The organism is Sorangium sp. So ce302, assembly GCF_051530145.1.
Taxonomy (GTDB): Bacteria; Myxococcota_A; Polyangia; order Polyangiales; family Polyangiaceae; genus Sorangium; species Sorangium cellulosum_B.
On the sequence record NZ_CP150326.1, the window covers coordinates 2891380 to 2917918 of the forward strand.

At 71.1% G+C, this 26539-nt stretch carries 21 protein-coding genes and 2 pseudogenes; 8 read left to right on the forward strand and 15 right to left on the reverse strand.

From position 1 onward, the window contains the following. The first annotated feature begins 36 nt into the window (after window positions 1-36). The 3 genes and pseudogenes from WME73_RS11250 to WME73_RS11260 form a co-directional block, all read left to right on the forward strand. Window positions 37-228: a hypothetical protein gene (locus WME73_RS11250; RefSeq protein WP_437915669.1), complete on the forward strand. Its 192-nt coding sequence runs from the start codon at window positions 37-39 to the stop codon at window positions 226-228. A 102-nt stretch (window positions 229-330) separates the two neighbouring features. Next, window positions 331-500 (forward strand): annotated as a pseudogene (locus WME73_RS11255) (adenylosuccinate synthase); the annotation flags it as partial. Between the two features lie 423 nt (window positions 501-923). Beyond that, window positions 924-1343: pseudogene (locus WME73_RS11260) on the forward strand (adenylosuccinate synthetase); the annotation flags it as partial. A gap of 249 nt (window positions 1344-1592) precedes the next feature. On the opposite strand, the gene gcvPA reads toward WME73_RS11260, so the two are convergent. The 9 genes from gcvPA to WME73_RS11305 form a co-directional block, all read right to left on the reverse strand. Next, a complete protein-coding gene (gcvPA, locus tag WME73_RS11265; protein WP_437915670.1) occupies window positions 1593-2957 on the reverse strand; it encodes an aminomethyl-transferring glycine dehydrogenase subunit GcvPA in 1365 nt (454 codons plus the stop codon). Window positions 2958-3013: 56 nt separating this feature from the next. Then, window positions 3014-3415, reverse strand: coding sequence for a glycine cleavage system protein GcvH (gene gcvH, locus WME73_RS11270; RefSeq protein ID WP_437551815.1), 402 nt, complete (start codon window positions 3413-3415; stop codon window positions 3014-3016). 88 nt (window positions 3416-3503) lie between these two features. Next, on the reverse strand, window positions 3504-4625 hold the full coding sequence (gcvT, locus tag WME73_RS11275; RefSeq protein WP_437745464.1) for a glycine cleavage system aminomethyltransferase GcvT: 1122 nt from the start codon (window positions 4623-4625) through the stop codon (window positions 3504-3506). 95 nt (window positions 4626-4720) lie between these two features. Next, window positions 4721-5263 carry a hypothetical protein gene (locus WME73_RS11280; protein ID WP_437745465.1) on the reverse strand — a complete coding sequence of 181 codons (543 nt, stop codon included), beginning with the start codon at window positions 5261-5263 and terminating at the stop codon, window positions 4721-4723. Beyond that, window positions 5260-8919 carry a hypothetical protein gene (locus WME73_RS11285; RefSeq protein ID WP_437915671.1) on the reverse strand — a complete coding sequence of 1220 codons (3660 nt, stop codon included), beginning with the start codon at window positions 8917-8919 and terminating at the stop codon, window positions 5260-5262. The genes WME73_RS11280 and WME73_RS11285 overlap by 4 nt, the downstream gene beginning before the upstream one ends. Window positions 8920-8935: 16 nt before the next feature. After that, the gene (locus tag WME73_RS11290; RefSeq protein WP_437915672.1) at window positions 8936-9535 is read right to left on the reverse strand and encodes a hypothetical protein; all 600 of its coding nucleotides are present in this window, start codon (window positions 9533-9535) and stop codon (window positions 8936-8938) included. Further along, the gene (locus WME73_RS11295; RefSeq protein ID WP_437915673.1) at window positions 9529-10890 is read right to left on the reverse strand and encodes a PilW family protein; all 1362 of its coding nucleotides are present in this window, start codon (window positions 10888-10890) and stop codon (window positions 9529-9531) included. The genes WME73_RS11290 and WME73_RS11295 overlap by 7 nt, the downstream gene beginning before the upstream one ends. Then, a complete protein-coding gene (locus WME73_RS11300) occupies window positions 10887-11489 on the reverse strand; it encodes a type IV pilus modification PilV family protein (protein ID WP_437870498.1) in 603 nt (200 codons plus the stop codon). The genes WME73_RS11295 and WME73_RS11300 overlap by 4 nt, the downstream gene beginning before the upstream one ends. Then, on the reverse strand, window positions 11486-12322 hold the full coding sequence (locus tag WME73_RS11305; RefSeq protein WP_437915674.1) for a pilus assembly FimT family protein: 837 nt from the start codon (window positions 12320-12322) through the stop codon (window positions 11486-11488). Before WME73_RS11305 ends, WME73_RS11300 begins: the two co-directional genes overlap by 4 nt. A gap of 11 nt (window positions 12323-12333) precedes the next feature. On the opposite strand from WME73_RS11305, the gene WME73_RS11310 reads away from it, so the two are divergent. Beyond that, window positions 12334-13485, forward strand: coding sequence for a DUF6599 family protein (locus WME73_RS11310; RefSeq protein WP_437915675.1), 1152 nt, complete (start codon window positions 12334-12336; stop codon window positions 13483-13485). A 72-nt stretch (window positions 13486-13557) separates the two neighbouring features. On the opposite strand, the gene WME73_RS11315 is transcribed toward WME73_RS11310, so the two are convergent. The 4 genes from WME73_RS11315 to WME73_RS11330 all read right to left on the reverse strand — a co-directional run bounded on the left by WME73_RS11315 (window position 13558) and on the right by WME73_RS11330 (window position 18493). Continuing rightward, window positions 13558-14274, reverse strand: a complete 717-nt coding sequence (locus tag WME73_RS11315; protein ID WP_437915676.1) for a peptidylprolyl isomerase — start codon at window positions 14272-14274, stop codon at window positions 13558-13560. Between the two features lie 51 nt (window positions 14275-14325). Beyond that, the gene (locus WME73_RS11320; protein ID WP_437915677.1) at window positions 14326-15174 is read right to left on the reverse strand and encodes a MaoC/PaaZ C-terminal domain-containing protein; all 849 of its coding nucleotides are present in this window, start codon (window positions 15172-15174) and stop codon (window positions 14326-14328) included. A 129-nt stretch (window positions 15175-15303) separates the two neighbouring features. After that, window positions 15304-16122, reverse strand: a complete 819-nt coding sequence (locus WME73_RS11325; protein WP_437745474.1) for a hypothetical protein — start codon at window positions 16120-16122, stop codon at window positions 15304-15306. Between the two features lie 34 nt (window positions 16123-16156). Next, on the reverse strand, window positions 16157-18493 hold the full coding sequence (locus WME73_RS11330; RefSeq protein WP_437915678.1) for a serine/threonine-protein kinase: 2337 nt from the start codon (window positions 18491-18493) through the stop codon (window positions 16157-16159). Between the two features lie 125 nt (window positions 18494-18618). Between WME73_RS11330 and WME73_RS11335 the strand changes: the two genes are divergently transcribed. Both WME73_RS11335 and scpB read left to right on the forward strand, forming a co-directional pair. Next, on the forward strand, window positions 18619-20349 hold the full coding sequence (locus WME73_RS11335; protein WP_437915679.1) for a segregation/condensation protein A: 1731 nt from the start codon (window positions 18619-18621) through the stop codon (window positions 20347-20349). Beyond that, complete coding sequence (gene scpB, locus WME73_RS11340) at window positions 20336-21913, forward strand: SMC-Scp complex subunit ScpB (protein WP_437915680.1); 1578 nt, start codon at window positions 20336-20338, stop codon at window positions 21911-21913. Before WME73_RS11335 ends, scpB begins: the two co-directional genes overlap by 14 nt. 42 nt (window positions 21914-21955) lie before the next feature. Here the strand turns inward: scpB and WME73_RS11345 are convergent, their stop codons facing one another. Next, the gene (locus WME73_RS11345; RefSeq protein ID WP_437745478.1) at window positions 21956-22300 is read right to left on the reverse strand and encodes a helix-turn-helix domain-containing protein; all 345 of its coding nucleotides are present in this window, start codon (window positions 22298-22300) and stop codon (window positions 21956-21958) included. Window positions 22301-22378: 78 nt separating this feature from the next. On the opposite strand from WME73_RS11345, the gene WME73_RS11350 reads away from it, so the two are divergent. Both WME73_RS11350 and WME73_RS11355 read left to right on the forward strand, forming a co-directional pair. After that, window positions 22379-23983: a lamin tail domain-containing protein gene (locus WME73_RS11350; RefSeq protein ID WP_437915681.1), complete on the forward strand. Its 1605-nt coding sequence runs from the start codon at window positions 22379-22381 to the stop codon at window positions 23981-23983. Window positions 23984-24182: 199 nt separating this feature from the next. Then, a complete protein-coding gene (locus WME73_RS11355) occupies window positions 24183-24812 on the forward strand; it encodes a helix-turn-helix domain-containing protein (protein ID WP_437534721.1) in 630 nt (209 codons plus the stop codon). A gap of 240 nt (window positions 24813-25052) precedes the next feature. Here WME73_RS11355 and WME73_RS11360 read toward each other — a convergent pair whose 3' ends face one another. Next, window positions 25053-26435: a TldD/PmbA family protein gene (locus WME73_RS11360; RefSeq protein WP_437745480.1), complete on the reverse strand. Its 1383-nt coding sequence runs from the start codon at window positions 26433-26435 to the stop codon at window positions 25053-25055. Between the last annotated feature and the right edge of the window lie 104 nt (window positions 26436-26539).

The window sequence follows — 26539 nt, forward strand, 5'->3', positions numbered from 1 at the left end:
TGCGTAAGACCCTGATGGATCCTAGTGGTCGAAGGGATGATGGCTCGTGATGTCTCACTCGATAGCTCCTTATTGAAGAAGAGAAAAGAGAAATGCTGCGCGTCGCCGCTGGATGGCGGACGCGTTGAACCGCAAAGCATTACCAACCAAGCGCTGTTGCCCTGTGCCTTGTCATTGATTTTTGCACTGAACGGCATTGCGCCGAGCAGGACTGATGGCGCACCTTAGGGGCCACCTGGGAGCTCCACATTCAAAAAACTGAACTCCACGTTTTGTCATGCGAAGCGAATCCGAGTGTCTTGGTGCCGCATCCACGCGCGCGTGATCCCGCCGTCGGGGCGCGCACGGGAGCTCCAGAGCGACGAGATCACGACCGCGAAGCCGGCGCTGGAATTGTGGCCGAGTGGAGCGAGCCGATCGACAGCGCCCGCTCCGTGATGGAGCTGCCCGCGGCGGCGCGGCACGATGTGGAGCTGGTCGAGAAGGAGACGGGCGTGCCGCACGCCGAAGCCGGCTAGCGCGCCCGTCCGGAGGAGCACGGTCGAGTCGATCCATGTCGTGAACGTCTCCCAGATCGTCCCGTCCTCCACCGCGCCGGCCGTACCGCGCTGGCTCGTCACGCAGGTCGCGTCCTCGGCGCCCGCCGCGAGCTTCGCCGTCCCGCGCAGCCCCTCATCGTCCGACGATCCGGAGCTACATGCCCCCCGACGAGGAGCACCTGTGCGCAGCACGCGAGCGCTCTTCACTTCACCCATCCCGGCGTCATTGCTTTCCTCCGCGGGCGCGAAGGGACCAGAGCGACGAGTAAATAGCAATTACAGCCGATAACAGACAGCGCGACCCTGCCACAAAAGCCGCCAGATCCGCCCGCTCCCCAGCACGATTTCAGTGCATCCGCAGGCGCGCCGCCTCCGAGCCATCGCCTCGATCACGGCACGTCCCCGTTCGTGACGTCGTCCTCGGCGATCGCGGGCGGCGCGTGCGTCGGCGCCGGAGTCGGCCCGACGCGCATCCGCCGCGTGCTCGGCCTGGCGAAGGCGTACTGCACGCGCGGGGGCGAGGGGCCGTTCCCGACCGAGCTCGACGGCCAGCTCGGCGAGCGGCTCAGGTCGGTAGGCGGCGAGCACGGCTCGGTGACGGGGCGGCCGCGGCGGACCGGGTGGCTGGACCTGCCGACGCTGCGCTACGCGGCGCGGGTGAACGGCCTCGACGGGATCGCGCTCACCAAGCTCGACGTGCTAACCGGCATGCCGGAGCTCAAGGTGTGCGTCACCTACGACAGCCCCTTGGGGGGCGGACGCTTGAGTTCCCGGTCGACGAGATCGCGACGGCGAAGCCGGTGCTCGAGCAGGTGACCGAGTGGAGCGAGCCGGGCGGATCCCCGGCGCATCGGCCCGATGAGGCGCTCCCGCCCCCGGCGCGCCTTCCTGGTCCGGCTCGGCTTGGCGCACCGCAAGACGAAGGCGAAGGTCAAGCCGGGCCCCGCCGCGCCGCCTGCGCCTGACGTGCTCTGAACGCAGCGACGCCGGTGCGTTCCGGGCTCGGCCGGGGCGGGGCAGCTCGGCACTCCCCGACCCGCCCCGCCTGCCGCTTCAGCCCGTGAACCCCGCGAGCCCCTCCACGAGCCGATCGAGATCCGCGCGGCTGTGCCGCTCGGTCACGGCGACGAGCAGCTCGTCCCGCCGCCGCGCGTCGATCCGCCCGAGATCCAGCCCCGCGATGATCCCCTGCTCGGCCAGCGCCCGCGTGAGCCTCCCCGCGTCCCCGCCGCGGACCTTCACGACGAACTCGTGGAACGTCGGCGCCGACATCGGCAGCGAGTACCCGTCGAGCCGCGCGATCTCCCGCTTCAGGTGCTCGGCCTTCGCGAGGCACTGCTTCGCCGCCTCCACGAACCCGCGCTTGCCGAGCATGCACATCCGCATCGTGACCGCCGTCGCGCAGAGGCCGCTGTTCGTGCAGATGTTGCTCGTCGCCCGTTCGCGGCGGATGTGCTGCTCGCGCGTCGCGAGCGTCAGCACGTACCCGCGGGTCCCGTGTTTGTCGACCGTCTCGCCGACCAGCCGGCCGGGCACCTGCTGGAGGTACTTGCGGTCGTTCCGGCACGCGAACAGCCCGACGTTGGGGCCGCCGTACTGCGGCGGCAGCCCGAGCGGCTGGCCCTCCGCCACCGCGATGTCGGCGCCGAGCGCGCCCGGCGACTCGAGCAGCGCGAGCGCGTACGGGTCCAGGGTGACCGTGATCAGCAGCGCGCCCTTCTGGTGGCACACCTCGGCCACCTTCCGGATATCGCCCACGACGCCGAAGAAATTCGGATAGCCGACCACCACGCAGGCGGTCGTCTCGTCGATCGCCCGCGTCAGCGCCTCGACGTCCGCCGTGCCGTCGCGGCCCACGTCGACCCCGACCAGCGACGCCTTGCCGGTCCCGATGCCGTGCACGTACGTCTCGACCGTGCCGACGTAGTCGGGGTGCACGCCCCCGGACAGGACCGTGCGCTCGCGCCCCGTCAGCCGGCGGGCCATCAGCACGGCCTCCGCGAGCGCGCTCGCGCCGTCGTACATCGACGCGTTGGCGATCGGCAGCCCGAGGATCTCGCTCACGATCGTCTGGAACTCGAAGATCACCTGGAGCGTGCCCTGGGAGACCTCGGGCTGGTACGGCGTGTACGCGGTGTAGAACTCGCTGCGGAGCAGCAGCTGATCGGCGGCCGGCGGGAAATGGTGCTCGTAGGCGCCGGCCCCCAGGAACGAGAGCATGCGCCCTGCGCGGTTCTTCTGGGCGAGCTCCTCGAGGTGCCGCATGAGCGAGGCCTCGTCGAGCGAAGGCTCCATCGAGAGGGGGCGCGTGAGGCGCGCCTCCTTCGGGATCGCGCTGTAGAGCTCCTCGAGCGACGACAGGCCGACGGCCTGCAGCATCTCGCTGATTTCCTCGGGCGTGTGGGGCAGGTAGCGCATGGTCTTGTGCAGCGGGAAGCGGGAAGGGTGATGCGGAATGCGGAGGGGCGCGGCGCTCAGTGCGCCGCGGTCTTCAGGAGCTCGCTGTACGCGTCGGGATCCATGAGCGTGCCGAGCTCGCCCTGATCCGAGGGGACGACCTCGATCATCCACGCCTTGCCGTAGCAGTCGTCGTTGACGAGCTCGGGGCGGCTCTCGAGATCCGCGTTCACGCGCTGGATCTTGCCGCTCACCGGCGCGAACAGATCGCTCAGCGTCTTGACGCTCTCGATCGTGCCGAACGCCGTGCCCGCGGTGATCGTGTCGCCCGGCTTCACGTCGAGGTTGACCAGCGTGATGTCGCCGAGCTGCTCGACCGCGAAGGCGGTGATCCCGATCACGACGAGATCGTTCTCCTGCTTGGCCCACTCGTGGTCCTTCGTGTACCGCCGGTCCGTTCGGACATTGTCGCTCGCCATGTGACTTCTTCTCCCTTTGCCAACCTGGATCTCTGGTCGCCGCGTGCGGTCGCTCGGATCGGCGCGCCGCGGCGCGCCTCGGCGCGGGTCAGGCCCGCTTGTAGAACGGGGTCTTGACCACGACCGCCTCGACCGTGCGCCCGCGGCAGTCCACCTGGAAGGCGGTCCCTACCGCCGCCATCGGCGCCGGCAGGTAGCCGAGCCCGATGTTCTTGCCGACGGTCGGCCCCGGGCTGCCGCTCGTGCAGACGCCGACCTTCGCGCCGCTCTGGTCGAGCAGCGGGTAGCCGTGGCGCGCGATGCCGCGCCCCGTCATCTCGAAGCCGACCAGCTTGCGCGCGGGGCCCTCGTCCTTGATGCGCTGGAGCGCGGCGCGCCCCACGAAATCGCCCTTGTCGAGCTTCACCACCCAGCCGAGGCCCGCCTCGATGGGGTTCGTCGTCTCGTCGATGTCGTTGCCGTACAGCGACAGGCGCGCCTCCAGGCGGAGCGTGTCGCGCGCGCCGAGGCCCGTCGCCTCGAGGCCGAGCGGACCGCCGAGCTCGACGAGCGCGCGCCAGAGCCGCTGCGCGTCGGACGGCGAGCAGAAGATCTCGATGCCGTCCTCGCCGGTGTAGCCGGTGCGGGCCACGGTGCAGCGCACGTTGGCGAGCGTCGCGTCGCGGAAGTGGAACGGCGCGAGCTCGCGCAGCGCGGGGCCGTCGCCGCCCGCGAGCGCGACGATGTCGAGCGCCTTCGGCCCCTGGAGCGCCATCATCGCCGTGCGATCCGACGCGTCCTCGAAGCTGCAGTGGCCCTGCGCCGCGCCCCGGATGTGGGCGGCGATCTTGTCGCGGTTCGAGGCGTTGCAGACGATGAGCCACTGCCGCGCGTCGATCCGGTACACGATGAGGTCGTCGAGGATCGTTCCGGCCTCGTTGCACGCGCACGTGTAGAGCGCGTGTCCGTCCTCCAGCTTCTTCACGTCGTTCGTGACGAGGTAGTCGACCACCTGTCCGGAGTGCTCGCCGCTCAGGATGATCTCGCCCATGTGCGAGACGTCGAACAGCCCGGCGGCGGAGCGCACCGCCTTGTGCTCTTCGGTGACGCCTTTGTACTGGACCGGCATCTCCCAGCCGGCGAACGGGACCATGCGGCCGCCGAGCTTGATGTGCTCGTCGTAGAGCGGCGTCCTTCGGAGCGGAGCGGTGGGGAGCGGCTTGGTCGACACGGCCGCGATCTACTTCGAAAGGTCGGAGATGTCGACTGGCGCCGACTGGCGCAGCGGCCCCGCGGCGCTGGAGGTCGAGGCCGCCGCCGCCGCGCTCACTCGAGGCGGGTGGGATCGATCACCCTGCCGTCCGGCGTGAGCCCGCTGCGGCGCCAGCGCTCCTCGACCGACAGGCCCTGCTCCGCGGGCGCCCGGGTCTCGTCGCGGATGACGAGCTCCGAGATGTGCGCGCGCGAGACCACCTCGATCCGGATCATCCGCTGCGGCGCGCTCTTCACCGTGGCGCGCGAGAAGATCGTCTTCGCAGGCCCGGTCTCGACATTTCCGGCGAGGACGCGCGTGCGCACGTAGTTCGCCACCCGCTCGGCAGGGATTTCCCCGATGGCGAAGACGGCATCGGCGAAGCGCGCGCGCACCTTCATGCGGCGCGGGATGGGCAGGCCGAACGCCTGCTCGGTCCCCTCGGCGAGCTCGCCCGGCAGCGCCTGGTCGACCGGCGGCTTCGGCGCCGCGGCCTCGCTCGCCTGCGGCGCCGGCGCCGGCGCGCTGACGTCGCTGCGGCAGGCGGGCGCGGCCGAAGCGCACGCGACGAGCGCGGCGAGCGCGCCGCCGGCGCGCGACAGGCTGGCTCGCGTCATTCGATGAGGGTGGCCCACGAGTCGATCTTAACGACCTTGCGCGGCCGCTGCAGCGTCCTCGTGCTCGTTCGCGTCGCGCCCCCCTGGGCGTCCGCGTCGCCGGCGGCGCCGGTGTGGAACACGAGCTGGTACTCGGGCGGGGTGGAGTGCCGGACGATCGTCTGCGGGCCGAAGTACGGATCGGTGTAGTTCTCCGTATCCACGCAGGTCGGCTTCTGGGTCACGGCCACGCCGAAGACGATGGTGCCCGGCGACTGCAGCTCGAAGCGCTCCGGAGGCGCGAGCGGATCGACGACGAGGCAGCCGTTCGGGAGCGCGGGCGAGTCCGTGTTGCCGAGCAGGTAGTCGACGCCCCAGATGGCGCCGCGCCCGTCCGCGCACGCGTAGGTCCCGGGCGCGACGGGCGTGAACGTCGCGAAGTACGCGCAGCCGTTGAAGAGGGAGATGGGCCCGGTCACGCGCTGGCCGCCCGTGAAGGGGACGACCCAGTTCTCGCTGAACCGGAGGCTGGTGTTGTGCGGTCGCTCGGTGATCGACCAGACCCGCGTCTCGATGGCGCCGCTCGCCGTGAACGCCTCCTGATCGCCGGTGGAGAACAGGATGACCTTGTTGCCGAGCGGATCGGTGCTCACGATCGGCGTCGTCTGGATCGGCTGGCTGCTCGCCGCGCTGTCGGTCGGGAACGAGTACGCGTCCCAGGCGAGGTCCACGGTCCAGTTGTCCGGGTTGGTGCTCGTCAGGCTGACGCGCCAGAGCGTCCCGTCGGCGTCGCCGACGTAGATGCGCTCGGCGACCTCACCGACGCCCGCCGGGAACGGCACGGGGATGCCGGTGATCGGCGAGTCGAAGTCGACCTCGGTGGTCCGCGACGCGATCCCGGCCGGGGCCTCGGAGGGGAGACCGCGGAACGTGCGGAGGATCTCGCCCGTGTCCAGCCGGACGATCGTGAGCGAGCGCGACGGCCCGACGGGGCCGCCGGTGCCCGCGCTGCCCCAGCACCGGACCGAGTCGCGGACCGCCAGGGTGCCCGTCGGATAGAAGAGCGGGTGCGCCGTGTTCTTCCGGTTGCACGCGGGCTGGCTCGTATCGAGCGGGGCGGAGCCGCCGGGCAGGATGGCGACCGCGATCTCCTTGATCGCGCCGCCGGACTCCATCTCCACCATGCCGATCGCCGGCGTCGGCGTCGCCTCGCCGAACAGCGGGGTGCCGGCGTCGTCGGTGGACAGCTGCCAGAGGAACCGCGGCGCCTTCGGGTTCGTCACGTCGAGCGCGTAGTAGAAGCTGCCGCCCGCGCCGCCGCTGGCGAGGAGCACGGTGTTCCAGGTCGCGTTGGCGCTGCTCACCTGCGCCGACGTGCGCTCGAAGACGACGTTCTTCACGACGGGCGCGCCGTCGAGCAGCAGCGATTGCTGGTTGAACGTCGCGAGCAGCCGGGGGAGCACGTGGGGCGGCAGGAACGACCAGAGCTCGTTGTTCTCGACCTTGTCCACCTTGAGCGCGTCCGACGCGGTCGCCGCGGTCACCTGGAAGGCGTGCAGCTGCCCGTCGGTCGTCGCCGTGTAGAGCACGAGCGGCCGGTTCGCCTGATCGGGGTGCTCCGCGAAGGCCCGGTAGGACTCGTCGGGGATGTAGTCGTTCGGCGGCCCCACGACGACCGGCGTGGAGTGATAGATGCTGCCGAGCTCGTTGCCGTCGCGGGAGGCGACGCCCGAGGGCATCGGCTGGCCGACCTCCCACTCGATGAGGCGCCGGGCGCAGTCCGCGGCGTTGGTCGCCTGCAGCCCGCCCGAGCACTGCGGCGGGACGGCCGCGCTGGGATCGAGGTCGAGCGCGCGGGACGCGCTGGAGAGATCGGTCGCGAACGCCGTCGCCTGCGCGAGCGCGCCGCCGTTGGTCATCGTGCCCGTGTAGCTGCCCAGGCCGTCCGTGGCGACGGCGCCCGTGGCGACGTCGGCGAGGCGGATGCTCCGGCGCGACCAGATGCGCTGCGCGGTGGTGTCGAGCTCGCCGATCACGGTGAAGAACTGCCGCGCCGGCCCGGCGTTCGAGTTGACGTTGGCCGCGAAGTCATCGCCCTTGCCGGGGTCGATGTCCTTCAGCTGCGTCGTCATGACGCCGCTCACGGTCTCGCAGACGAAGCGCTTGCGCTCGAGGTTGCCGCTCCAGAGCGAGCCGTCCGGCGGCGGGCTGAACGAGGAGGCGAACTGGTAGGCGACCCCCGCGTCGGTGCTGCCGTTGTTCGCGGTCGTGGCCGCATTGGCAAAGACGGGGAGGGTGCGGCTCGTCGAGTTCGCGGCGATCTGCGCGAAGATCCGCGACATCACCGCGGAGAGCTCGTTGGCGTCGTCCGGGAAATAGCCGCGGTCGGTCCCGCCCTCGATGGCGATGCGCGAGAGCGTGCAGCACGCCTTGACCGCGCCAGCGGCGTTGTCGCAGCGCCCGGCGGGCAGGAAATCAGCGCTGGAGATCGCCGCGCAATCGAAATTCGAATCGCCGAGCTCCTGCCGCGCCTGGGTGGTAAGGCCGAACCCGACGGCATACGTCGGCACGCGCCGGTTCGGGTTGACGTGGGAGTTGAGCGACTGGGCGAGGACGTGCGGCTCCTCGTAGGGACAGCCCGTCAATTCGGGGCCGGGGCCGGTGCCCTGCGCGCAGCTCGGGCGCAGGTCGAGGTTCGGCTCGCCGTCGGAGATCAGCACGATCGAGGTCTTGCGGCAGCCGCCGGCGATGAACGGATCGTCGCGCGGCCCGAGCGGCCGACTCTTCCAGGGCGAGGGGTCGTTGAGGATGTAGTCGCGCGCGTCCGACAGCATCCCGGCGAGCGGCGTCGCGCCGTAGGGGCGCATCGCGATGAGCGCGTTCTGGATGCTCTCGTTCACGCTGCGGATCTCGGTGGTGTCCGCCGTGTAGGTCGGAAAGGGGATGAGCGGCCCTTCCCAGAGCGGCGCGGACGGGTTCCTGGCGCCGACCTCCATGTCCGCCGGAGCGCAGGCGGGCGGGTTGCCCCGCGCCGGGTATCCTGGGCCGGGCTCGAACCCGAGGAAGTAGCTCCACATCCCCTCGATGCCGCCCACGGGATCGGGAGCGCCGGAGAGGAGCCCGGTGCTCGCGTCGGGGAGCGTGTCGAACGTCATGAGCGAGAACCGGATCCGGTCCTGATAGACGTCGAGCAAGCCGGAGTTGAGCTGCGTGAACGGCGTCGTGCAAGGAGTGGCCGCGTTGTCCCAGCGATGCTCTCCCACCAGATCGTAGGTCGCCCCCGGGCCCTTCGTGCAGTGGCCCGAGATCATGCGATGGAACGGGATGTAGTAGTTCCTGTCGTAGGGCGGCTCTCCCCCGAGGCTGAACTCGTTGACGAACGCGGTGCTCGTGCGGGGCTGCGCGACGCAGCTGAAGTCCTGGATCGGGCCCGTGAGCGACTCGACGAGCTTCGTCCAGCGGCTCTTCCGGGCCTCGGAGGCGGGGGGAGTGCCTGGGTTGCAGTCCGGCTCCTCGCCCGCCACCGTCTTCTCCATCGAGCCTGACGTGTCGACGAGCAAGAGCACGTTGGGCAGCGGCGGCTCCACATCCATCGCCTGCGCGCGTGCACGCCCCGCGACGAGGCCGAGCGTCGCCGCGGAGCTCATGGTGACAAGGACCTTCGTCAGGTTTCGCATCGTGCGCTCCGGTTCGTCACTTCGAGCAGAGGATATCGGCAACGACGGACATGGATTCCTGGCTGCCCGCCGTCGCGATGGCGGAGCCGCCGGGCCAGGCGATGAGCCGCGCGCTCATGGTGACCGTGCAGTAATCGACGCTCACCGGGTTCGGGCCGCCCATGTCGCTGCCGGCGCGGTTCCCTATCGCAGGCCTTATCTTATCCGTGATCTCCACCTTGGCGATCCACTGGACGTCGGCGCGACCAAGGCTCCCGGGCGTCTCCGGCGGGCCGGCCGCGGGCGGCTCCAGCAGCGGCTGTGCCGCGCCGAACGTGTGCGGCAGGAGCGGCCAGCACTGGTTGGTGGCGACCGAGCAGCTCGTCGACCTGGGGATCATCTCCAGGCCGCCCTTCTGCTCGATCTCGGCGATCGCGAGCTGCATCGCGTACTCGGTGAGATAGTGGGTCTGCGTCATCCGGCGCTCGTGGCCGCTGGCGATGGTCGACAGCGTGGCCGCGTGGGCCGCGAACAGGCCGATCGCGGTGAGCATCGTGATGACCAGCACGACGATGAAGACGGCGGCGCCCCGCTCGCGGGAGCGCCGGCGGGACCGGGCGATGCTTGTGTTCACCATGGGACGTAGGCCTGGTTGGGGAGCGCGATGTCGGCGTAGAGCGTGCGCATCCGGGCGTAGACCGGCGGCGATCCGGAGGGCGCCGTGTTCCCATAGGTGTTGGCGCCCGCGGCGATGCCGGGGATCAGGAACCTGAGCCTGCGGCCATCGGAGGCCGGGGGGATGGGGACGGGGAGGCCGACGTCGCGATCGGGCGCGCGGGTGCGGGTCGAGAGCCGGACCTGGACCGACCGCACGCGCTCCGGATTGGCCCCTGGCTGGTCGTTCGCGGCGGCGTTGGTGTACACGAGCGCGTTGTCGGTCGCCATGATGGGAAACCGCGTGATCTGCGGGTTGGTCACTCCAGGGACGGCGCTCTCCTGCGCGACGGAGATCCCGAACTTCAGATCGACGGCGTACTCCGCGATGAGCTCGAGCGTGCCCGGGAGCTCCTGATCCTCTTCGTCGAGCTCGACCCGCACGAGCTCGGTGCGGCCGTTGTCGCCGATGAGCGTCCCGAGCTCCGTCGTGACGGGCGCCACGAGAGGGGCGTAGGCCGTCGGCTTGCCGACGAGGCTCCGGATGTCGTAGCGGACGCGGGAGACGACGTTCACCCATCCTCCGTCGCCGGTGGAGCCGCCGGGGGTCACGCCGCAATCGGCGAGCCCGACAAGCGTCGGCAGGCCGGGATCCGCCCTCAGCGTGATCTCGATCTGGGTGGGCGGGTCGCCGATCACGTTGACCTGATCGATGACGCCATACAGGAACTTCTCCTGACCGCGGACCATGATGCGCAGGAAGCGGTGAGGCGCGAAGATCTGGGTCAGGCTCTGCCCGCCGCCCTGCGCGCGCGCGAGCGTGCGCTGCACGGCGGAGCTGTTCGGGTTGAGCTCGACGATCCAGTTGCCCGACTCATCGCTGATCTTCCTGAACTCGAACAGCTCGGTGCTGTTCAAGCTGCCGCCGATGATGATGGAGTCGGGGTGCAGCCCGTTGGCGATGCTCTGGTTGAGCTCCGTCCCATGGAGGAACTCCGACCCTTGACGCAGGATCGAGATGCCGGCGAGGCGCCTCAAGCCGATCGGGGAGGGCGGGACCTGGCAGACCTCCGGGTCATTGAGGATGTTGGCCGACGAGAGATAGGCGGCGCGCTGCAGGTCCGCGGTGAGCCGGTTCATCCCGAGCGTCGCCGCGAGGTGCGAGGCGGAGGCCCTTGCCTCGTTCTGGAAGAAGCGCGTCGCGTTCTTCGAGAGCAGGAAGGCCGCCAGCGACACGACGAGGCCGGCCGCCATCGCCACGAGCAGCTCCACGAGCGTGAAGCCTCGCTGTCCTGAGGCCCGCGCGCGCGGGCGGGTGGTGCGTCGGCTCGTCGTCATCGCCTGTCCTCGCTCGTGTTCCGGAGCACGCCCGTCGTCAGGTAGACGGCGCCGAAGCGCCCCGGGGCCGCGTCGACGTCGAGCGGGAGGATCCCGCAGTTGATCGGGTCCCCGTTGCGCTCCCAGACGACGCGGATCTCGGCGCGGAGGAGGCTGTCCCAGATCCGCGTGCCCGACACGGGATCGGTGAACTCGCGGAAGCGCACGTGCGTGCAGAACGCGGACGCCGACGTGTCGCCCGCGTAGATGTCGGCCCCGAGCACGTCGGCGCTCGGCGACCCGAGCGCGGTGATCTCCGTGGGGGTCACCTTCGTGAACGGGGCGGTGGTGCTGAGCGCGAGCCAGTCCGTGTCGCTGTTGATGTCGGGCACCCGCATGGGATCGTTCCACTGGAGCGCGTCCACCCGCAGCCGCTCTGCCCAGGTCATGGCGACGCTGTTGGCGATCGCGAGGTTGCGCGCGTTCGTGTTGCTGATGAGCGTCGCCTTCTGCAGCGCGAGCACCCCGGTGGCGCCGATCGCGAGCACGCCGAGCGCCGCCATGACCTCGATGAGCGTGTAGCCGCGGCTCGCCGCCCTCCTCGCACGCGCCGCGCTCACAGCCCGAGCCTCGCGACGCCGTTCGGCGGGACGAAGACCGAGCGCAGGAGGCCGGTCCTGGTGTTGGTCACATCCACCCGGAGCGCGCCGAGCAGCGGCGCGAACGCCCCGGCGGGGTCGTAGCGGACGAACGTCCGCCCCCGCGGCGTGAAGCAGACGTCGGCGTTGTCGTGCGCCACGCCGGTGGGATCGAGCAGCTGCATCGCCGCCAGCTCGATGCCCTCGGTGTGGAACGTCGTGACCGGCTGGGTCTGGGCCGGGTTCATCCAGTCGGCGATGCTGAGGCAGCTCGTCGCGATCAGAGAGCCGGCGGCGATGTCATCGACCTGCGCCTGCCGCACCTGGAACGCGCCTGTCGAGGCCGTCCACCGCACGAGGACCGCCGCCCCGCGCCCGATCGCCTGGTAGCGCGCGAGCCGGTAGATGCCGCTGATCTCCATCGCGGTGCGGTTCACGCGGCGGTCGCGCATGCCGCTCACGAAGCTCGGCGACGCCGCTGCGGCCAGGATGCCGATGAGGACCACCACCGCGAGCAGCTCCGGCAGGGTGAAGCCGCGCGCGCCACGGCGGCGCAGCGCGCGCTGCCCCGGAGAGCAGGCCGGCGGTCGATCGGAATCACGAGGAGGAGGTCGCGAACAGGAGGGAGGACGCACCAAAGGGTCGGCAAAGGCAAGCTGCATGCCCTCGACATGGGGCGCTAAGCCATGGAACTTCATGGTGAATCTCTCAAAGCGATTCGCCGCGGGCGCTAACGATTGCGGCGCTATGAAAAAAGGTGCAAGGCGAACAGGCCATGCGATTCCCGCCCGAAAGGTGTTCACCGAGAGGCCCATTGGACCACAGCGTGTCAGCTGCGACCCGCGCGACCCGCGCGTGCCCCGGGAAGCCGTCGCGCTCCCGTGCGCGGAGCTGCGCGCTGCTCGCCGGCGCGCTCGTGGCCGCGCTGTCTTCGGGCTGCAGCAAGAAGGAAGAGCCCCTCGGCGCGCCGCCGCCGCCTCCGCCGGCCGCGAAGCCGGCCGCCTGCGCCGGCGGCGGGGGGACGATCGGCGACGCGGCGAGCGCGCCGTTCTTCCCGCGCACGACGGGCGGGTTCTGCCTCGACCCGAACGGCGGGGAGAAGACGTTCGGGGAATCGGCGCCCCTGCCGCTCGACAGCATCTGCGACATGTTCGACGGGGAGTGCGAGATCTACAAGGGATTCGGCGTGCGGCGGGTGGTCGAGGCGCGGTACGTGAGCGGCGAGGGCGGCTCCGCGACCGTCGACGTCCACCTCTCGAAATTCGGATCCACGGAGGGCGCTTACGGCATGTTCACGAAGCGCACCGTGGGCGACGGTGACCCCGCCGACGAGGCGACGCCCCGCGCGATCGAGGGGGGCGGCGCGGCCGCGATGGGGGTCGGGAACGCGTACCTCTGGCGCGGGCAGTACCTCGCCGAGATCACCTACAACGACGAGGCGCTGGCCGAGGCGGCGCTCAAGTCGTCGAGCGAGAAGGTCCTGCCCGGGCTCGTGAAGGAGATGGGCGCGAAGCTGCCCGGCGAGCCGTCGCTGCCGCCTGCCGCGGCGGCGCTGCCCAGGGACAACATGATCCCGCTCGGGATCCGCTACGAGACCAAGGACGTGCTCGGGGTGGATGGCGCTGGGCCCGGCGCGTTCGGCTACTACAAGGAGGTCGACAAGCGCTATCGGGTGGTCGCGGTCGTGCGCGACGACGTCGACCAGGCCAAGGACGTGGTGTCGACGCTGGCGAAGCTGCCGGGCGCGGCCAGGGAGAAGGGCATCGGCGACGGCTCGGTGCGCCTCATGAACAAGGACGGCGAGGGCTCCGCGACCGAGTGGGTTTTCGCGCGCGCCGACAAGACCGTCTACGGCATCGGCGACGAGGCCCGCGTGCTCCGCAACGGCATGACGGCCGACGAGCACGCCAAGCTGACGCTGACCAAGGAAGAGAAGACGGCGAGGCTGAAGAAGCTCGTCATCGCGCCCGCGCGCTGACCGCAGCGGGAGGGGTCGAGCCGCCCGGGGCTCGCGACGCTGCGGCGCCGCGGCCCCGGCGGCGCCGCGCGCTCACTGCGTGCGGAGGATGACGTGGTAGCCGAACGCCGTCTCGACGAGGTCGCTCACCTGGCCGACCTTGATCTTCTCGAGGCCCGCCTGGAACTCCGGGACCATCGCGCCCTTCGGGAACTTGCCGAGGTCCCCGCCGCGCCTGTCCGCCCCCGGCTCGTCCGAGTACTCCTTCACGACGTCCGCGAACTTGCTCGGATCGGCCTTGGCCTTCGTCATGGCCTCGGTCGCGCGGGCCTTGGCTTCGTCCTTCGTGCGCTCGATGGTCGGGGGCGCTCGGCGGCTCCCCTTGTACATGACGAGCAGGTGCTTCGCGCCGAACATCTCCCTCGGCGCCTGCGCCGACTGCGCCGGGCGGGGCGTGGGAGCGGGCGGCGGAGCGGCGGCGGTCGCGTGCTCGTGCTCGTCGGGCTCCGGGGCGACGGGGGCCGCGAGGCGGGCGAGCGGCGTCTTGTTGAACATGCCGAAGAAGCCGAGGAGCCCGATCAGCACGAGCGCGCTGAGCACGGCGTGCGGCGCCCACCAGTACGGATCTTCCGGCTCGGCGCCGTCGTCCCCTGCGTCGTCGTCGTCGTGCGCGTGGCCGTGGCCACGGCCGCGGACCGCGGTGGCCTTCGCCTCTTCCTCCTCGCCGTCGTCGTTGCCTTCGTCGGTCGACCCGGCCTCGTCGAGGTCCTCGTCGTCCTTGGCCCTGTCCTTCTCGCTCGTCTTGCTCATAACGCTTCCCTGATCCGGGCCTCGGCCCTTAGCACGCGACCACGCCGGCCGTCAGCCGATCTCCGCCCACGCGCTCGTGAGCACCGGATCGGGGCGATCCTTGACAGAGGTGACCACCGCGACCTTGCCGCCGGCCAGCGCCCAGCCCCGCGTGATGAGGGTGTCGCCCGGCCACACCGGCTTGCGGAACTGCGCGCCGTACGCCCGCAGTCGGCTCGCGTCGCCGCCCGCCGCCTTCTGGATGATCGCGCGCGCCGCGAAGCCGTACGTGCAGAGGCCATGCAGGATGGGGCCCTGCGTGAAGCTCGCCTTCGCAGCGACCTCCGGATCGGCGTGCAGCGGGTTCTCGTCGCCCGAGAGCCGGTAAAGCAGCGCCTGCTCGGGCGCCGTCGCCTGCTCGACGACCCAGTCGGGCTCGCGGTCCTTCGGCACGGGGGCCTCCGACTCGGCGTGCGGCGGGCGCGGCCCGCCGAAGCCACCGACGCCGCGCACGATGATCGACCACACGGTGTCGAAGAGCGGCTCGTCGTCGAGCGTGGTCTTCGTCTCGACGATCACCTGCGCGAACTTCTTGAGGTCGTAGATGGCCGCCAGCGTGGCGGTCGTGAACAGCGTCCCGCTCGTCGGGAGCGGGCGGTGTACCCGGAGCGTCTGCCCTCCGTGGACGATGAGCGCCAGCTCGGCCCCGGCCACCTCGAGCGCCTCGAACACGGTCCCCTGGGAGGGGATCACGCCGAACGTGGGGTAGACCTTCATGCCTCCCGGCGTGCCCTCGTACAGGTACTCGAGCTCCTCGCGCTTGGCGCCGATCCCGAGCGCGTAGGTGGCCAGGGTCTTCCAGTTGAAGGTGAACGCGCTGGGCTGGGTCGTGTAGCCGACCTTCGAGAGATTCAGCGGCATCGGGGGCTCCTCGCAGGATGGAAACGGCCGGGCAGGCGTACCGACCTGGCGATGTCGCGTCAACTGCCGCCCGCCGAGCGGAGCGCGGCGTCAGGGCGTGAGGCGCCGCAGGCGGCGCCTGGCGCGGCGTCAGAGCGCGAGGCGGTACGCGATCAGGACGCCGATGTTGAACATGTCGACGCGCTCGGAGAGCGAGGCGAGATCGCCGGTCGGGGAGACCTTGCGCTGCTCGGGGAGGAACCAGCTCGAGTAGCGGATGTGGCTCCCGACGCTCCAGTTGTCGGCGAAGGCCCAGTCGCCGCCGATCGCGAGCCCCGCGGCGACACCTTCGGTGCCGATCGTCGCCGCCCTGGGCCCGACATACGCCGTGTCCGAGTACGGGTTGCGATCGGCCTCGACCGACCACGAGTCGTTGACGATGACGCCGCCGACCGTCACGCCGGCCCACCACTCCGAGCTGCGGATGCGGAGGGCGTAGTAGCGAAACAGCCCGTCGAGCATGAAGTAGCTGCGCGCGTGATCGCGCTCGAGGCCGCGCGCGCCGCGCGCGGCGTCGGAGGTCAGCGTCGCCGCCCAGAAGATGCCTGCGCCGAAGCCGATGTCGCGCCAGCGGTAGAGGTTGTGGATGCCGAGGGAGACGCTCGTCTCGCCCTGCTCGCAGGCGCCCGGAGACAGCGAAACGGGGCAGACGTCGGCGCCCGGGAGCGTCATCACGCCGCTGCTCACCTCCACCATGGTGTAGGGGAAACCACGCTCGCGCGCGGCGACCGCGCGGCGGGCGGCCCTGCTCTCGTCGGCCCGGCCGGGGGCGGAGATCAGGAGCGCGGCGAGCGCGGCGGCGCATGCGGCGCCGAGCGCGCGCGCGCTCGGCGATCGCGCGCTGCCACGCCCCGCCGGCGCTGCCCGGCCGCCCTGCCCGGCGCGGGCGTTGGCGGGCGCTTGCGACATCGGGTACCGGCCGGCTGGACTCACCTTCTCTGGATTATAACCAAGGACCCGTCGACGAGGGGAGCGGCGAGGCGGCGTCCGTGGGCAGCGGCGGCGGCGAGGGCGGGAGGACCGGCGCAGGTGTGGCGCTGGCCGGCGGCGAGGCGGCGCCTGTGCTGTCGGGCGAACCCGCGCCGCCCGGCGCCGGGGACGGGGCCGGCGCGCCCCGGGGGACGGGCGCCGGCGGCTGGCCCTGGGGAGCGCCGCGGACCTCGGCCGGCGCGGGGCGGCGCGGCGCAGGCCTGCGGTCGGCGCCTGTGGCCTGCGGCCCCGCGCTCTGCGGGGCGACCTGAGGGGGCGGCGCCGGGGCGGCGCCCGGCGGGCCGCCGGAGAGCTCGGCGACGAGGTGCTGGGCGGTGGTGAGCGCCGGCTGCAGCTCGAGCGCGAGCTTCGCGAGCCGGATGGCGCCGGCCCTGTCGCCGGCATATTTCCGCCCGAGGGCGTCGGCGACGATGCGCTCGGACGACTCGCGGCGGAGCTCGGCGAGGCGCGCGTCTCCTGGCCACCGCGCGAGCGCCTGCGAGACGATCTCCTTGACGTTCTCGCGGGGCGGGGTGTCCCAGGCGTGCCTGCCCATGCAGTCGCGCGCGCGCTCGATGTGTGCTTCGAGGGTGTCGCGCGCGGCCGGCCCCCCGAAGGCGCCGAGGTGCCGCCCGCCGAGGAACACGACGAACCCCACCGCGCTGGCGCACGCGAGCAGGGCGGTCGCGCGCGCGATCATCGCCCGGCGGGGGAGCGGCCGCGCCGCGGACTCGACGCCTTGCATGGTCGACGGGACGGGCGCAGCGTCGCGCATGGGATCGATGCCGAGGCCGATCGCCGTGCGCGCGGGCTCGTCCGCCGCGCCGCCGTGGCGAGCGGCGCTCCACGATGCGCGCGCTCCGGCGTCGAGCCGCTCCACCGGTTCGGCGAACGCGCCGCCGAACCGCGCGCCGCTCGAAGGCCGCTCGGCCTGGGACGGCGCTGCGAGCGGCGTGGTCCAGGAGGGCGCCGAGCTCATCGAGCTGGACGAAGCGCGCTCGACGCCGCTGGAGGAGGAGCGCTCCTCCTCGCGGCGGCGCGACGCGGGGTCGCTCTCGCGGCGGTGCGACGCGGGGTCGCTGTAGCGCGCTGCCTCGCCCCCCGGGAGGCGGGGATCGAGGTCGCCGATGTGGGCGCTCTCGAGCGTCGGCGCGGCGATGCCGCCGATCTGGGCGGCGAGCGCGGGGGAGAGATCGAGCGATTTGGTGCGCGACTTCGATGCCAGCTTCATGACCGCGCTGGCGCGCAGGAGCCCGGGCTGGGCGGCGATCTCATCGGGGTCGAGCCCGCTCGCCCGGACGGCGAGGGCGAGGTCGCGGCCGAGGGCGCGCGCGTCGGGGGCCCGGTCCGACGGCTTCTTGGCGAGGTTCTGCATCACGATCCGCGCGATGGGCTCGGGCACGTAGCTGGAGCGCGCGATGCTGCGCAGGTCCGCCGGCGGGGCGTGCGTATGCTGGACCAGGAGCGCGACGGGCGAGTCGCCCTCGAACGGGGCGCGCCCCGCGAGGCACTGGTACAGCATCGTCGCGATGGAGTAGACGTCCGCCGGCGGACCGACCCGCTGCCCTTCGGCGCCTTCGGGCGAGATGTACTTGGCGGTGCCGAAGATGAGCCCCGCCTGGGTGGTCATCGCTTTGTCGGCCCAGTCGAGGCGGGCGATGCCGAAGTCGAGCACCTTCACGTAATCCGGGTCCTCGCCGCGGCGGACGAGCATGATGTTCTCGGGCTTGAGATCCCGGTGGACGATGCCCTGCGCGTGCGCCTCGCCGACCGCGTCGCACACCTGGAGGGCGATGTGGAGCGCCCTCGGGAGCGGCAGCGCCTCGCTCTCGCCGCCTGCCCCTGCCGCGGCGAGCGCGGAGAGCAGCGAGATGCCGTCGAGGTGCTCCATGACGAGGTAGAGCTCCCCGCCGATCCGGGGGTCGGCCGCGGGGGGCACGCTCCCGGTCATGAGGACCTGGACGACGTTCGGGTGGACGAGCCGGCTCGAGATCTTGGCCTCGCGGTGGAAGCGGCTCACGAGCTCGGCGTTGCTGCTGAGCTCGCGGTGGAGGATCTTCACGGCCACGTCGCGCTCGATCCCGGCCTGGAAAGCGCGGTAGACGCGGCCCATCGAGCCGATGCCGATGAGGTGGCGGGTCTGGATCTGCCCCCCGAGCGTGATGCCCGCGTACGGGTCGCGCTCCGCGGCGCCGAACGTGGGGCTCTTGCGCGAGCTCGCGAGCGGGGTGCCGTCGCGCGGGCAGTAGAGAACGCCCGCGTCGTAGCGCTCGCCGCACGAGGGGCAGCTCTTCGCGGGGGACGGCTCCATCGACGGCGCTGATCCTAGCACCGCTACCGCCATAAATTCTCGGACGCAGCGGCGTTTCGGCGCGCCGCGGCGCCCGAGGACGCTCGGACGTGGACCGACCGGCGCCTTGCGACTACGGTCGCGGCGTGAGCGGCTCCAAGGCGGGTGCAGCACGGGCGCGCAGCGGGAAAGGGCGCGGCAACGCGGGTGCCACCCCTGCGCCCGCCGCGCGCCAGGCCGCCGCCTCGCTGGCCCGGGAGGCCGCCTCGCCGCCCCGGGAGGTCGCCTCGCCGGCGGCCGATGCAGGGCCGCGCGAGGGCGAGTACGTCGTCACGCTTCCCACGTTCGAGGGGCCGCTCGACCTGCTGCTGCACCTCATCCAGCAGCACGAGCTCGACATCCTCGACATCCCCGTGAGCTTCGTCACGGAAAAATACCTCGAGTACCTGAAGATCATGCGCTCGCTCTCGATCGACCTCGCGAGCGAGTACCTCGTGATGGCGGCGACGCTGACGCACATCAAGTCGAAGATGCTCCTGCCGAGCGTGCCTGCGGGGCAGGACGACGACGGGATGCCGGGTGAGGAGGAGGATCCGCGGGAGGAGCTCGTCCGGCGGCTTTTGGAGTACCAGAAGTACAAGGTCGCCGCGGCCGACCTGGCCGAGCGCGGGACGCTCGGGCGCGACGTGTTCACGCGCGGCATGAGCGAGAGCGAGGTGCCGAAGGGCCCGGCTCCGTTCGCGCAGACGGCCATCTTCAGCCTGCTGGACGCGTTCGAGCGCGTGCTGAAGCGGACGAACGTCCAGATTGATCATGAGGTCGTCTTCGATCGCATCAGCATCACGGATCGCATCGTCGAGCTCACGGAGAAGCTCTCCGCGCGGCGCGCCATGCGGTTCGAGGATCTGCTGCTCGACAGCGTCTCGAAGGGGGGAGTGATCCCTCGCTTCGAGGTCGTCATCACGTTCCTGGCCGTGCTCGAGATGTGCAAGCTGAGGCTCATCCGGGTCCATCAGACGGACTCGCTGGCGCCCATTCACATCCAGCTCGCGGTCGCCGATGGCGCGCCGGTGACGGATGACGGATTCGAGGACGGCGCGCCGGTGGCGGAGCGGATCGAGACAGCGGGGAGCGAGGAGGCAGGAGTACCGCCTGCTGCTGCCGAGGGCGAGGTCGCGGAGGCCGTCGAGGTGGGGCGAAGCGAGCCGGCTGGGCCGGAGCTCGTCGAGCCGGTCGAGCAGGCGCGCGGAGAACTGTCGGAAGCGGAGCTCGCGGGGGCGCCGAGCGGCGCACCGGAGCGCCTGGAGCCGGCCGAGCCTGTGGAGCAGGTGGAGGACGTCAGCGTCGAGGCGGCAGAACCGGAGCCCGCGGAAGCAGCGGAGGCGTCGAGCAGCGAACTGGCGTGGTCGGAGCCGGCCGAGCCTGTGGAGCAGGTGGAGGACGTCAGCGTCGCGGAGGCAGAACCGGAGCCCGCGGAAGCAGCGGAGGCGTCGAGCAGCGAACTGGCGTGGTCGGAGCTGGTCGAGCCCGTGGAAGAGAGGAACGTCGAGGCGAGTGACGCGGACCTGGCGGAGCCCGTGGAGCCACCGACCGGCGAACCGACGGACCCGGAGCTGGCCGAGCCAGCTGAGGAATCGAGCGGCGAAGCATCGGGGACGGAGCTTCCTGGGACGGCGGAGGAGACGAGCCGTGCGCACGACGTCGCAGGGGGCGAGCCTGCGGTGGACGCGGCGGAAGCCGATGCCGGTCCGGCTCCGGAAGAGGCGGAGCGCGATGCGGTTGTGGGCCCGAACGCGCACTCGACCGCAGAGGACTTCGCAGTGCCGCCGACAGAGGTGGATGAAGTAGACGCAGGGAGTGGCCGTGACGGTGGCTGATGCCGCGGCGAAGCGGCGGCGCATAGCGAAGACGACGACAGGACAGGGCGCCTCGGCGCGGCTGAGGGCAGCGGCGCACGCATGGCTCGGCGAAACGAAGAAGCCGAGAGGCGCGAAGAAGGAGCCGCGTGCACCGAAGACGGCAGGGCAGGGCACGTCGGCCAAGGCAGGCGCACAGACCACGCCGGCGCGGCTGAGGGCGGCGGCGCACGCGTGGCTCGGCGGAACGAAGAAGCCGAGGGGCGCGAAGAAGGAGCCGCGTGCACCGAAGACGGCAGGGCAGGGCACGCCGGCCAAGGCGAGCGCGCAGACCACGCCGGCGCGGCTGAGGGCAGCGGCGCACGCGTGGCTCGGCGGAACGAAGAAGCCGAGGGGCGCGAAGAAGGAGCCGCGTGCACCGAAAGGGACACGGCAAGATCCGGTCGCTCGCTTCCGCGCTGGCGCATGGGACCAGCTCGGTCATCCGGCGCGCCGCGCCGACGTTCCTGTCCGGAGCGCAACCACGGCGCCCGGGCTCTCTGCCGTCGCGCGCAAGCACCTGAAGGGCGTGTTGGAAGCGCTCATCTTCGTGGCGGAGCGACCGGTGCCGGCCCGTGATCTCGCGCGTTCGGCGAACGCAGAGCACCGCATCGTGCGAGAGTTGCTGGCCGAGCTCGTCGCGGAGTACGACGGACGAGGATTTCGTCTGGACGAGGTCGCCGGAGGGTACGTCTTTCGAACGAGCCCTGCATTTGCGCCCTTCGTTCGCGAGGTGACAGAGCAGAAGCCGGTCAAGATGTCTCGCGCCCAGACGGAGACGCTCGCGATCGTCGCGTACCGGCAACCGATCACGAGGCCCGAGATCGACGAGATCCGCGGTGTGGATTCCGGCGCGGCGCTCAAGTCGCTCCTGGAGCGTGACCTCGTGAGGATCCTGGGCAAGAAGGACGAGCCTGGGCGTCCGATGCTGTACGGCACGACGGCGCAGTTCCTCGAGTTCTTCGGCCTGAAGGCGCTCGGCGAGCTGCCCACCCTGCGCGAGTTCACCGAGCTGACCGAGGAGTCGCGCCGTGCCTATGAGCGTGAGCTCGGTGAAGAGCCGCCCGAGACGGGGGTGGTGACATCGGGACAGGAGAGCTTCGCCGGCGCGGAGGGATCGCTCCGGACGAGCGTCGCCAGTGCGGGCGAGAACCTATCGGAAGACGTCGGCGCGTCGCCTGCTGCGCCGCGGGAGGGAGAGGTCGCGATGGAAGCAAGGGAAGACGAAGTGTCTGACGAGATCTCTGTCGTGGGAGCGGACGCAGCGCTTGGTGAGCCTGCTGAAAAGGACGCTTTCCAGCACGCCAACGACGTCGCGGAGGAACGGCGCGACGAGGATGACGAAGACGCCGAGGACGAAGACGCCGAGGACGACGAGGACGGGGACGAGGACGACGACGACGAAGAAGAAGAAGACGGGGACGAGGACGAGGACGAGGACGAGGAGGACGACGAAGACGAGGAGGACGACGAAGAGGACGAGGACGAAGATGATGAGGACGACGAAGATGATGAGGACGAGGACGACGAAGAGGACGAGGACTGAACGTTCACCCTTGTCTGAACGTCCAGCGCGTCGCCCCGTCGCTCACGGCGGTGGAGCATCCGTCGGATCCGGATAGGCCTCGGCCAGCTTCGTTGCGGCGCTCCTCAGCTCGGGGTGGGCGAGGAGCTTGCGGAAGAGCCGCCAGAGCTCGGGATCGGCGAGCACCTGAAGCGGCGAGGTGGCGACCTGCCTCCTCTTCTTGCGGGGGATCGCCTCCGGACCTTTTCGTCGCAGCTCCTCCATCATTCCCACGAAGCGCTTCGTGGGAAAGAGATCTCCGTGCTCCCACGCGAGCACGGTCTCCTGCTCGATGCCCAGCGCTCCGGCGAGCTCGCGGGCCGTGCAGCCGAGCTCCTGTCGGAGCTTCTTGATGTCCTCGGGGGCCATGCGGGGCGAGGGTAGCGGCCTCGAAAAAAGAAAGCGACGTCGAGCAACCGGCAGCGAGCTCCCGCCGAACTCCGCGTCATGACCCATCGTTGCCCGATTCGCCCCTCGTGGACTCCCCGCGCGCTCCGCGCGCTGCCGCTCGCGCTCACGCCGCTCGTGGCCTCACCCCTGTCCTGCGCGCCGGAGCTCGTCGTTCCCCCGCAACTCGATGAAGGCGGTGACGAAGAGGACGCCGAGGTCGCCGGCCCCGCAGATCCGGGCCCCGAGCTCCAGATCGAGCCCGCCGCGCCGCTGGACGCCGCGCCTCCGGTGCTGCGGGCGCGCGTGCTCCTCCCCGGCGCCGCTCTCGGGAGCGTCGACCCCGCCCGTGCGCTGGTCGTCCGCGGCAAGCTCAGCGCGGCGCACCTCCGGCAGATAGAGCGAGGCGAGCTGTCGACGGCGCTGTCGGAGCGCGTCGTCCCCTCGATCGCCTGGCTGAACGGGACTCCCCCTGGCGACCTCTCGCTGACCGTGGCGCCGCTCGCCCCGCTCGCCCCCGGGGAGACCTACGCCATCGCGAGTGGCAGCCCTGTGTTCTCGCACCACATCCAGATCGCCACGGAGGGCTCGCCGCCCGTGCTCTCACGGCTCTGGCCGCCGCCCGACGCCGGCGCGACCCTCGGCCTGGGGGTGTGGTGCGGTGACGCTCCCCTCCCGGAGGTGATCGCCGCGGCGGCGCTCGCGCCTGGCGGACCGGCGGGCGAGCTGCGCCGCGGCGCCGTCGACGACATCGGCGCGCGCTGCCTGCGCTTCGAAGGGGAGCCAACCGCCACGGCGCCGCCCGAGGCCGACGGCATGCGCCTCGTGGGGCCTCCCGTCGCGCTCCCGGGCGAGCCGACAGCAGTGAGCCTCGATCCGCGTCCGTTCATGCTGGAATCGGATCCGCTTCCCGCCATCGCGGTGGCGTGTGCGCCGGACGAGCTCGCGCTCGGGCCGGGCTGTGCTCGGGTCGCCGACGATCGAATCCTCGTTCGTTCGGCGGATGCTCCGCTGCTCTGGGCGATCGCGGGCGGGGGGTTCGACGAAGTCCTCGCGCTACCGCCGGGCGAGCCGTTCGTCCTCGCTCCACTGCCGCCCTTGAGCCCCGTGGAGCTCGCCATTGCGACCGTCGACAACGCCGGGGTCGTGGAGCGCCGGACGTTCTCGGCCATGACGCTCGCGCCCATGCCCCATGTGATCATCAACGAGGTGCTGGCGAACCCCGTCGGGCCAGAGCCAGGGCAGGAGTGGGTCGAGCTCTACAATGACGGTGACGTCCCTGCTGAGCTCACAGGGGTTGTACTCGCCGATGTGGGTGGTGAGACCGAATTGTCCCCTATTTCGTTCATGCCCGGCGCGTATGCTCTGGTCGTCAACGAGGACTACGTTTCTGATGATGAGCTCGACCCTCCGCCTCCTCCCGAGACGCTTCTTCTCCGCGTCCCCAAACTTGGCAGCCACGGGCTGTCGAACTCGGGAGAACCGCTCAAATTGAAGGATCGAGGAGGTGCTGTCTTGTCCAGGTCGCCCGCCGCGCCCGTGCCAAAGCCGGGAATGAGCCTGGCCCGCGTCGCTCCGCGCGTTCCAGACGGCTCGGCTGGCTCCTTCACGACCAGCTGGCCGACGCCCGGTCGCGTGAACATAATGAACCAGGAGATCCCCTGAAGGATGGGGAGTTTGCCTCCGCGCGGGGCGAACTCGCCATGGGGCTGAGAAAATTCGAGCAAAGCGGGTGACGGACCCGTCTATGAGAGCTAGGTTTCAATCGAGTAGACAGACGGGTGGGGGGGCCGCCACCTGAGGAGACGCTGCCGCGCTGTGAACGCGAGCTGTGCGGCAGGTGCCTTTCGCGTGGAGTTCGGCGATGGCTGGTGTTCGTGAAAAGCTGTTGACGGCATCGGACCTCGCAGCCTTGTGCGAGGTCGACTTGAAGACAATCCATAACTGGGTAGATCGGGGGAGGATTGCCCATTTCCGTACGCCGGGGAGACACTTGCGCTTCAAGGCTGCGGACGTGGCCGAGTTCCTCCGTGCATGGGGCTATTCGGTGCCCAGGGAGCTCGCCAAGGCGACCTCCAAGTCGATGATGGCCATCGGCACCAAGGATACGATGGCCCACGTGGCGCGAGCCCTCGGGGAAGGCGTGCCCATTCGGCACGCGAGCCACCCGTATGACGCGCTGATCTTCGCGGGGGCGGACCCCGCGGACGTGTACATCGTCGACGTGCGGGCGGTGTCCAGCGACGTGGACGTCCCCTCCCTCTTCGAGGCGCTCCACCGAGCGAACTCGCAGGGGACCTTCGTCGCCTTGTCGGATGAGCCGATCAGCCTGCCGTCGTTCGTCGGCCGGATCGGCCGGAGCGACGCGCAGCAGCTGAAGGGCTTCCTCGTGCCCGAAGCGGCCGCGCAGACGGCGACGCCCCTCCAGGCGGCGAGCGGTCCGGCGTCGGAAGAGCCGCCGCGGAGCCTCGCCGCAGGCGGGTCCTCGCGCTGAGCCAGGGCCCCGGCCGTCCTACGCCCAGCAGAAGAGGCTGGGCCGGGACGGCCGGTCGCGCCCGAGGAGGCTCCGCCAGGAGCCGCAGCACTGCAGAGCGAGCCGCTGAGGTCAGAACCCCTCCTGCAGCACAACCCGGGGCCGGTTGATGGGTCGCTCGCAACCCCGCTGTCGAGTCCGCTTCGGAGTCTCCTGGAGGAAGACGCGCCCGAGGAGCATGGCTCCTCGGACGGAGGCGCTTCAGCTTCCAGCGATGGTCATGGAGGAGACCCGGAACGTCGGTGAGCACGTCGACGTCCGGAGATCCAGATCGTCCCCGACGGCGTCGATCCGCTGCAAGAGCTCGTCCAGGTTCAGTGAGATGGTTACCTCGCTCACCGGATAGGCGAGCTCTCCATTCTCGATCCAGAAGCCGGACGCACCCCGGGAAAAGTCGCCGGTCACGGCGTTGAAGCCGAAGCCCATCATCTCGGTGACGTACAGCCCGCGCGGCGTGGAACGCACGATCTCCGCCGCCGGCGTGGAGGTGGGCTGGAGGAGGAAGTTCGACGTGGACGGCCCGACGCCGCCGCCGGCGCCGCGCGAGGCGCTGGCGGTCGGCGGGCGCTTGAGCTTCCGGCCGCTGTAGCTGTCGCAGAGGTAGGTCTTCAGGATGCCTTGCTCGACCACGACGTTGCGCCGGGCGAGGAGGCCCTCGCCGTCGAACGGGCGCGAGCCGGGCGCGCGCGGGATCAGCGGGTCGTCGACGACCGTGATGAGATCGCTGGCGATGCGTGTCCCCTCGCGACCGACGAGGTAGCTCGACTTGCGCCAGATCGAGCTGCCCATGATGCAGGAGCCGAGCAACCCGAGCATCGACCGGGCGACGTCCGGGTCGAAGACGACGGGCGCCTCGCAGGTCGCCACCTTGCGGGCGCCGAGCTTGCGCAGCGTCCGGCGCGCCGCCTCGCGGCCCACGGCGTCCGGGGCGTCCAGGTCGGCGAGGTGGCGCCGGCCGGTGAAGTAGAAGCCGCGGCGCTTCTTGTCGCCGCTGTCGTCGGCGATCGGGGAGACCACGAGCTGCGCGTACGAGCCGGCGAAGCCGCCGCGGAAGCCGCCGGACAGGACGAGGGCGAAGGCGCCCGCGCTCCGCGAGAACGTCGCGCCCTCGCTGTTCGTGATCCGCGGGTCGGCGTCGCGTGCGGCCTGCTCGCCTCGGCGCGCGATGTCGATCGCCTGCGCGGCCGTGACCTCGCCGCCCGAGGGATCGTAGAGATCGAGCGCGGGGAACGGCCCCTTGGCGATGAGCTCCGGATCGGCGGGGCCGGCGAACGCGTCCTCCTGGGAGATGTCGGCGAGCTCGAGCGCGTCCGCCACGAAGCGATCGATGCCGCGGGGCGTGAGGTCGGACGTCGAGGTCAGCGCGACGCGCTGCTTCTTGATGATCCGCATGCCGAGGCCCTTGTGGACGGCCTCCTCGACGAGCTCGGGCTCGCCGAGGCGCACCTTGGTGGTGAGCTCGGAGCCGGAGCGGGCGATCGCCTCCGCGACGTCGGCGCCGCCCTTCCTGGCGCGCGTCACCACCTGCTCGGCGAGCTCCATCAGTTCCTCGACCTGCTGCTCCACGCGGGCTCGTTCGGACATGGGGCGACAGGGTGGTGGAGCGGGCTGGCTCCGTCAACGCGGTGGCGCGGTCGCCTCCCCGCGCGCACCAGGGGCGTCTCAGCCCCGCGCGCACGAGGGGCGTC

What these genes read in the sequence shown, in the direction of transcription:
- WME73_RS11250 (WP_437915669.1), top strand. Translation starts at nt 37, where the DNA reads ATGATGGCTCGTGATGTCTCACTCGATAGCTCCTTATTGAAGAAGAGA.
- gcvPA (WP_437915670.1), bottom strand. Translation starts at nt 2,957, where the DNA reads ATGCGCTACCTGCCCCACACGCCCGAGGAAATCAGCGAGATGCTGCAG.
- gcvH (WP_437551815.1), bottom strand. Translation starts at nt 3,415, where the DNA reads ATGGCGAGCGACAATGTCCGAACGGACCGGCGGTACACGAAGGACCAC.
- WME73_RS11280 (WP_437745465.1), bottom strand. Translation starts at nt 5,263, where the DNA reads ATGACGCGAGCCAGCCTGTCGCGCGCCGGCGGCGCGCTCGCCGCGCTC.
- WME73_RS11285 (WP_437915671.1), bottom strand. Translation starts at nt 8,919, where the DNA reads ATGCGAAACCTGACGAAGGTCCTTGTCACCATGAGCTCCGCGGCGACG.
- WME73_RS11290 (WP_437915672.1), bottom strand. Translation starts at nt 9,535, where the DNA reads ATGGTGAACACAAGCATCGCCCGGTCCCGCCGGCGCTCCCGCGAGCGG.
- WME73_RS11295 (WP_437915673.1), bottom strand. Translation starts at nt 10,890, where the DNA reads ATGACGACGAGCCGACGCACCACCCGCCCGCGCGCGCGGGCCTCAGGA.
- WME73_RS11305 (WP_437915674.1), bottom strand. Translation starts at nt 12,322, where the DNA reads ATGGGCCTCTCGGTGAACACCTTTCGGGCGGGAATCGCATGGCCTGTT.
- WME73_RS11315 (WP_437915676.1), bottom strand. Translation starts at nt 14,274, where the DNA reads ATGAGCAAGACGAGCGAGAAGGACAGGGCCAAGGACGACGAGGACCTC.
- WME73_RS11320 (WP_437915677.1), bottom strand. Translation starts at nt 15,174, where the DNA reads ATGCCGCTGAATCTCTCGAAGGTCGGCTACACGACCCAGCCCAGCGCG.
- WME73_RS11325 (WP_437745474.1), bottom strand. Translation starts at nt 16,122, where the DNA reads ATGTCGCAAGCGCCCGCCAACGCCCGCGCCGGGCAGGGCGGCCGGGCA.
- WME73_RS11330 (WP_437915678.1), bottom strand. Translation starts at nt 18,493, where the DNA reads ATGGAGCCGTCCCCCGCGAAGAGCTGCCCCTCGTGCGGCGAGCGCTAC.
- WME73_RS11345 (WP_437745478.1), bottom strand. Translation starts at nt 22,300, where the DNA reads ATGGCCCCCGAGGACATCAAGAAGCTCCGACAGGAGCTCGGCTGCACG.
- WME73_RS11350 (WP_437915681.1), top strand. Translation starts at nt 22,379, where the DNA reads ATGACCCATCGTTGCCCGATTCGCCCCTCGTGGACTCCCCGCGCGCTC.
- WME73_RS11355 (WP_437534721.1), top strand. Translation starts at nt 24,183, where the DNA reads ATGGCTGGTGTTCGTGAAAAGCTGTTGACGGCATCGGACCTCGCAGCC.
- WME73_RS11360 (WP_437745480.1), bottom strand. Translation starts at nt 26,435, where the DNA reads ATGTCCGAACGAGCCCGCGTGGAGCAGCAGGTCGAGGAACTGATGGAG.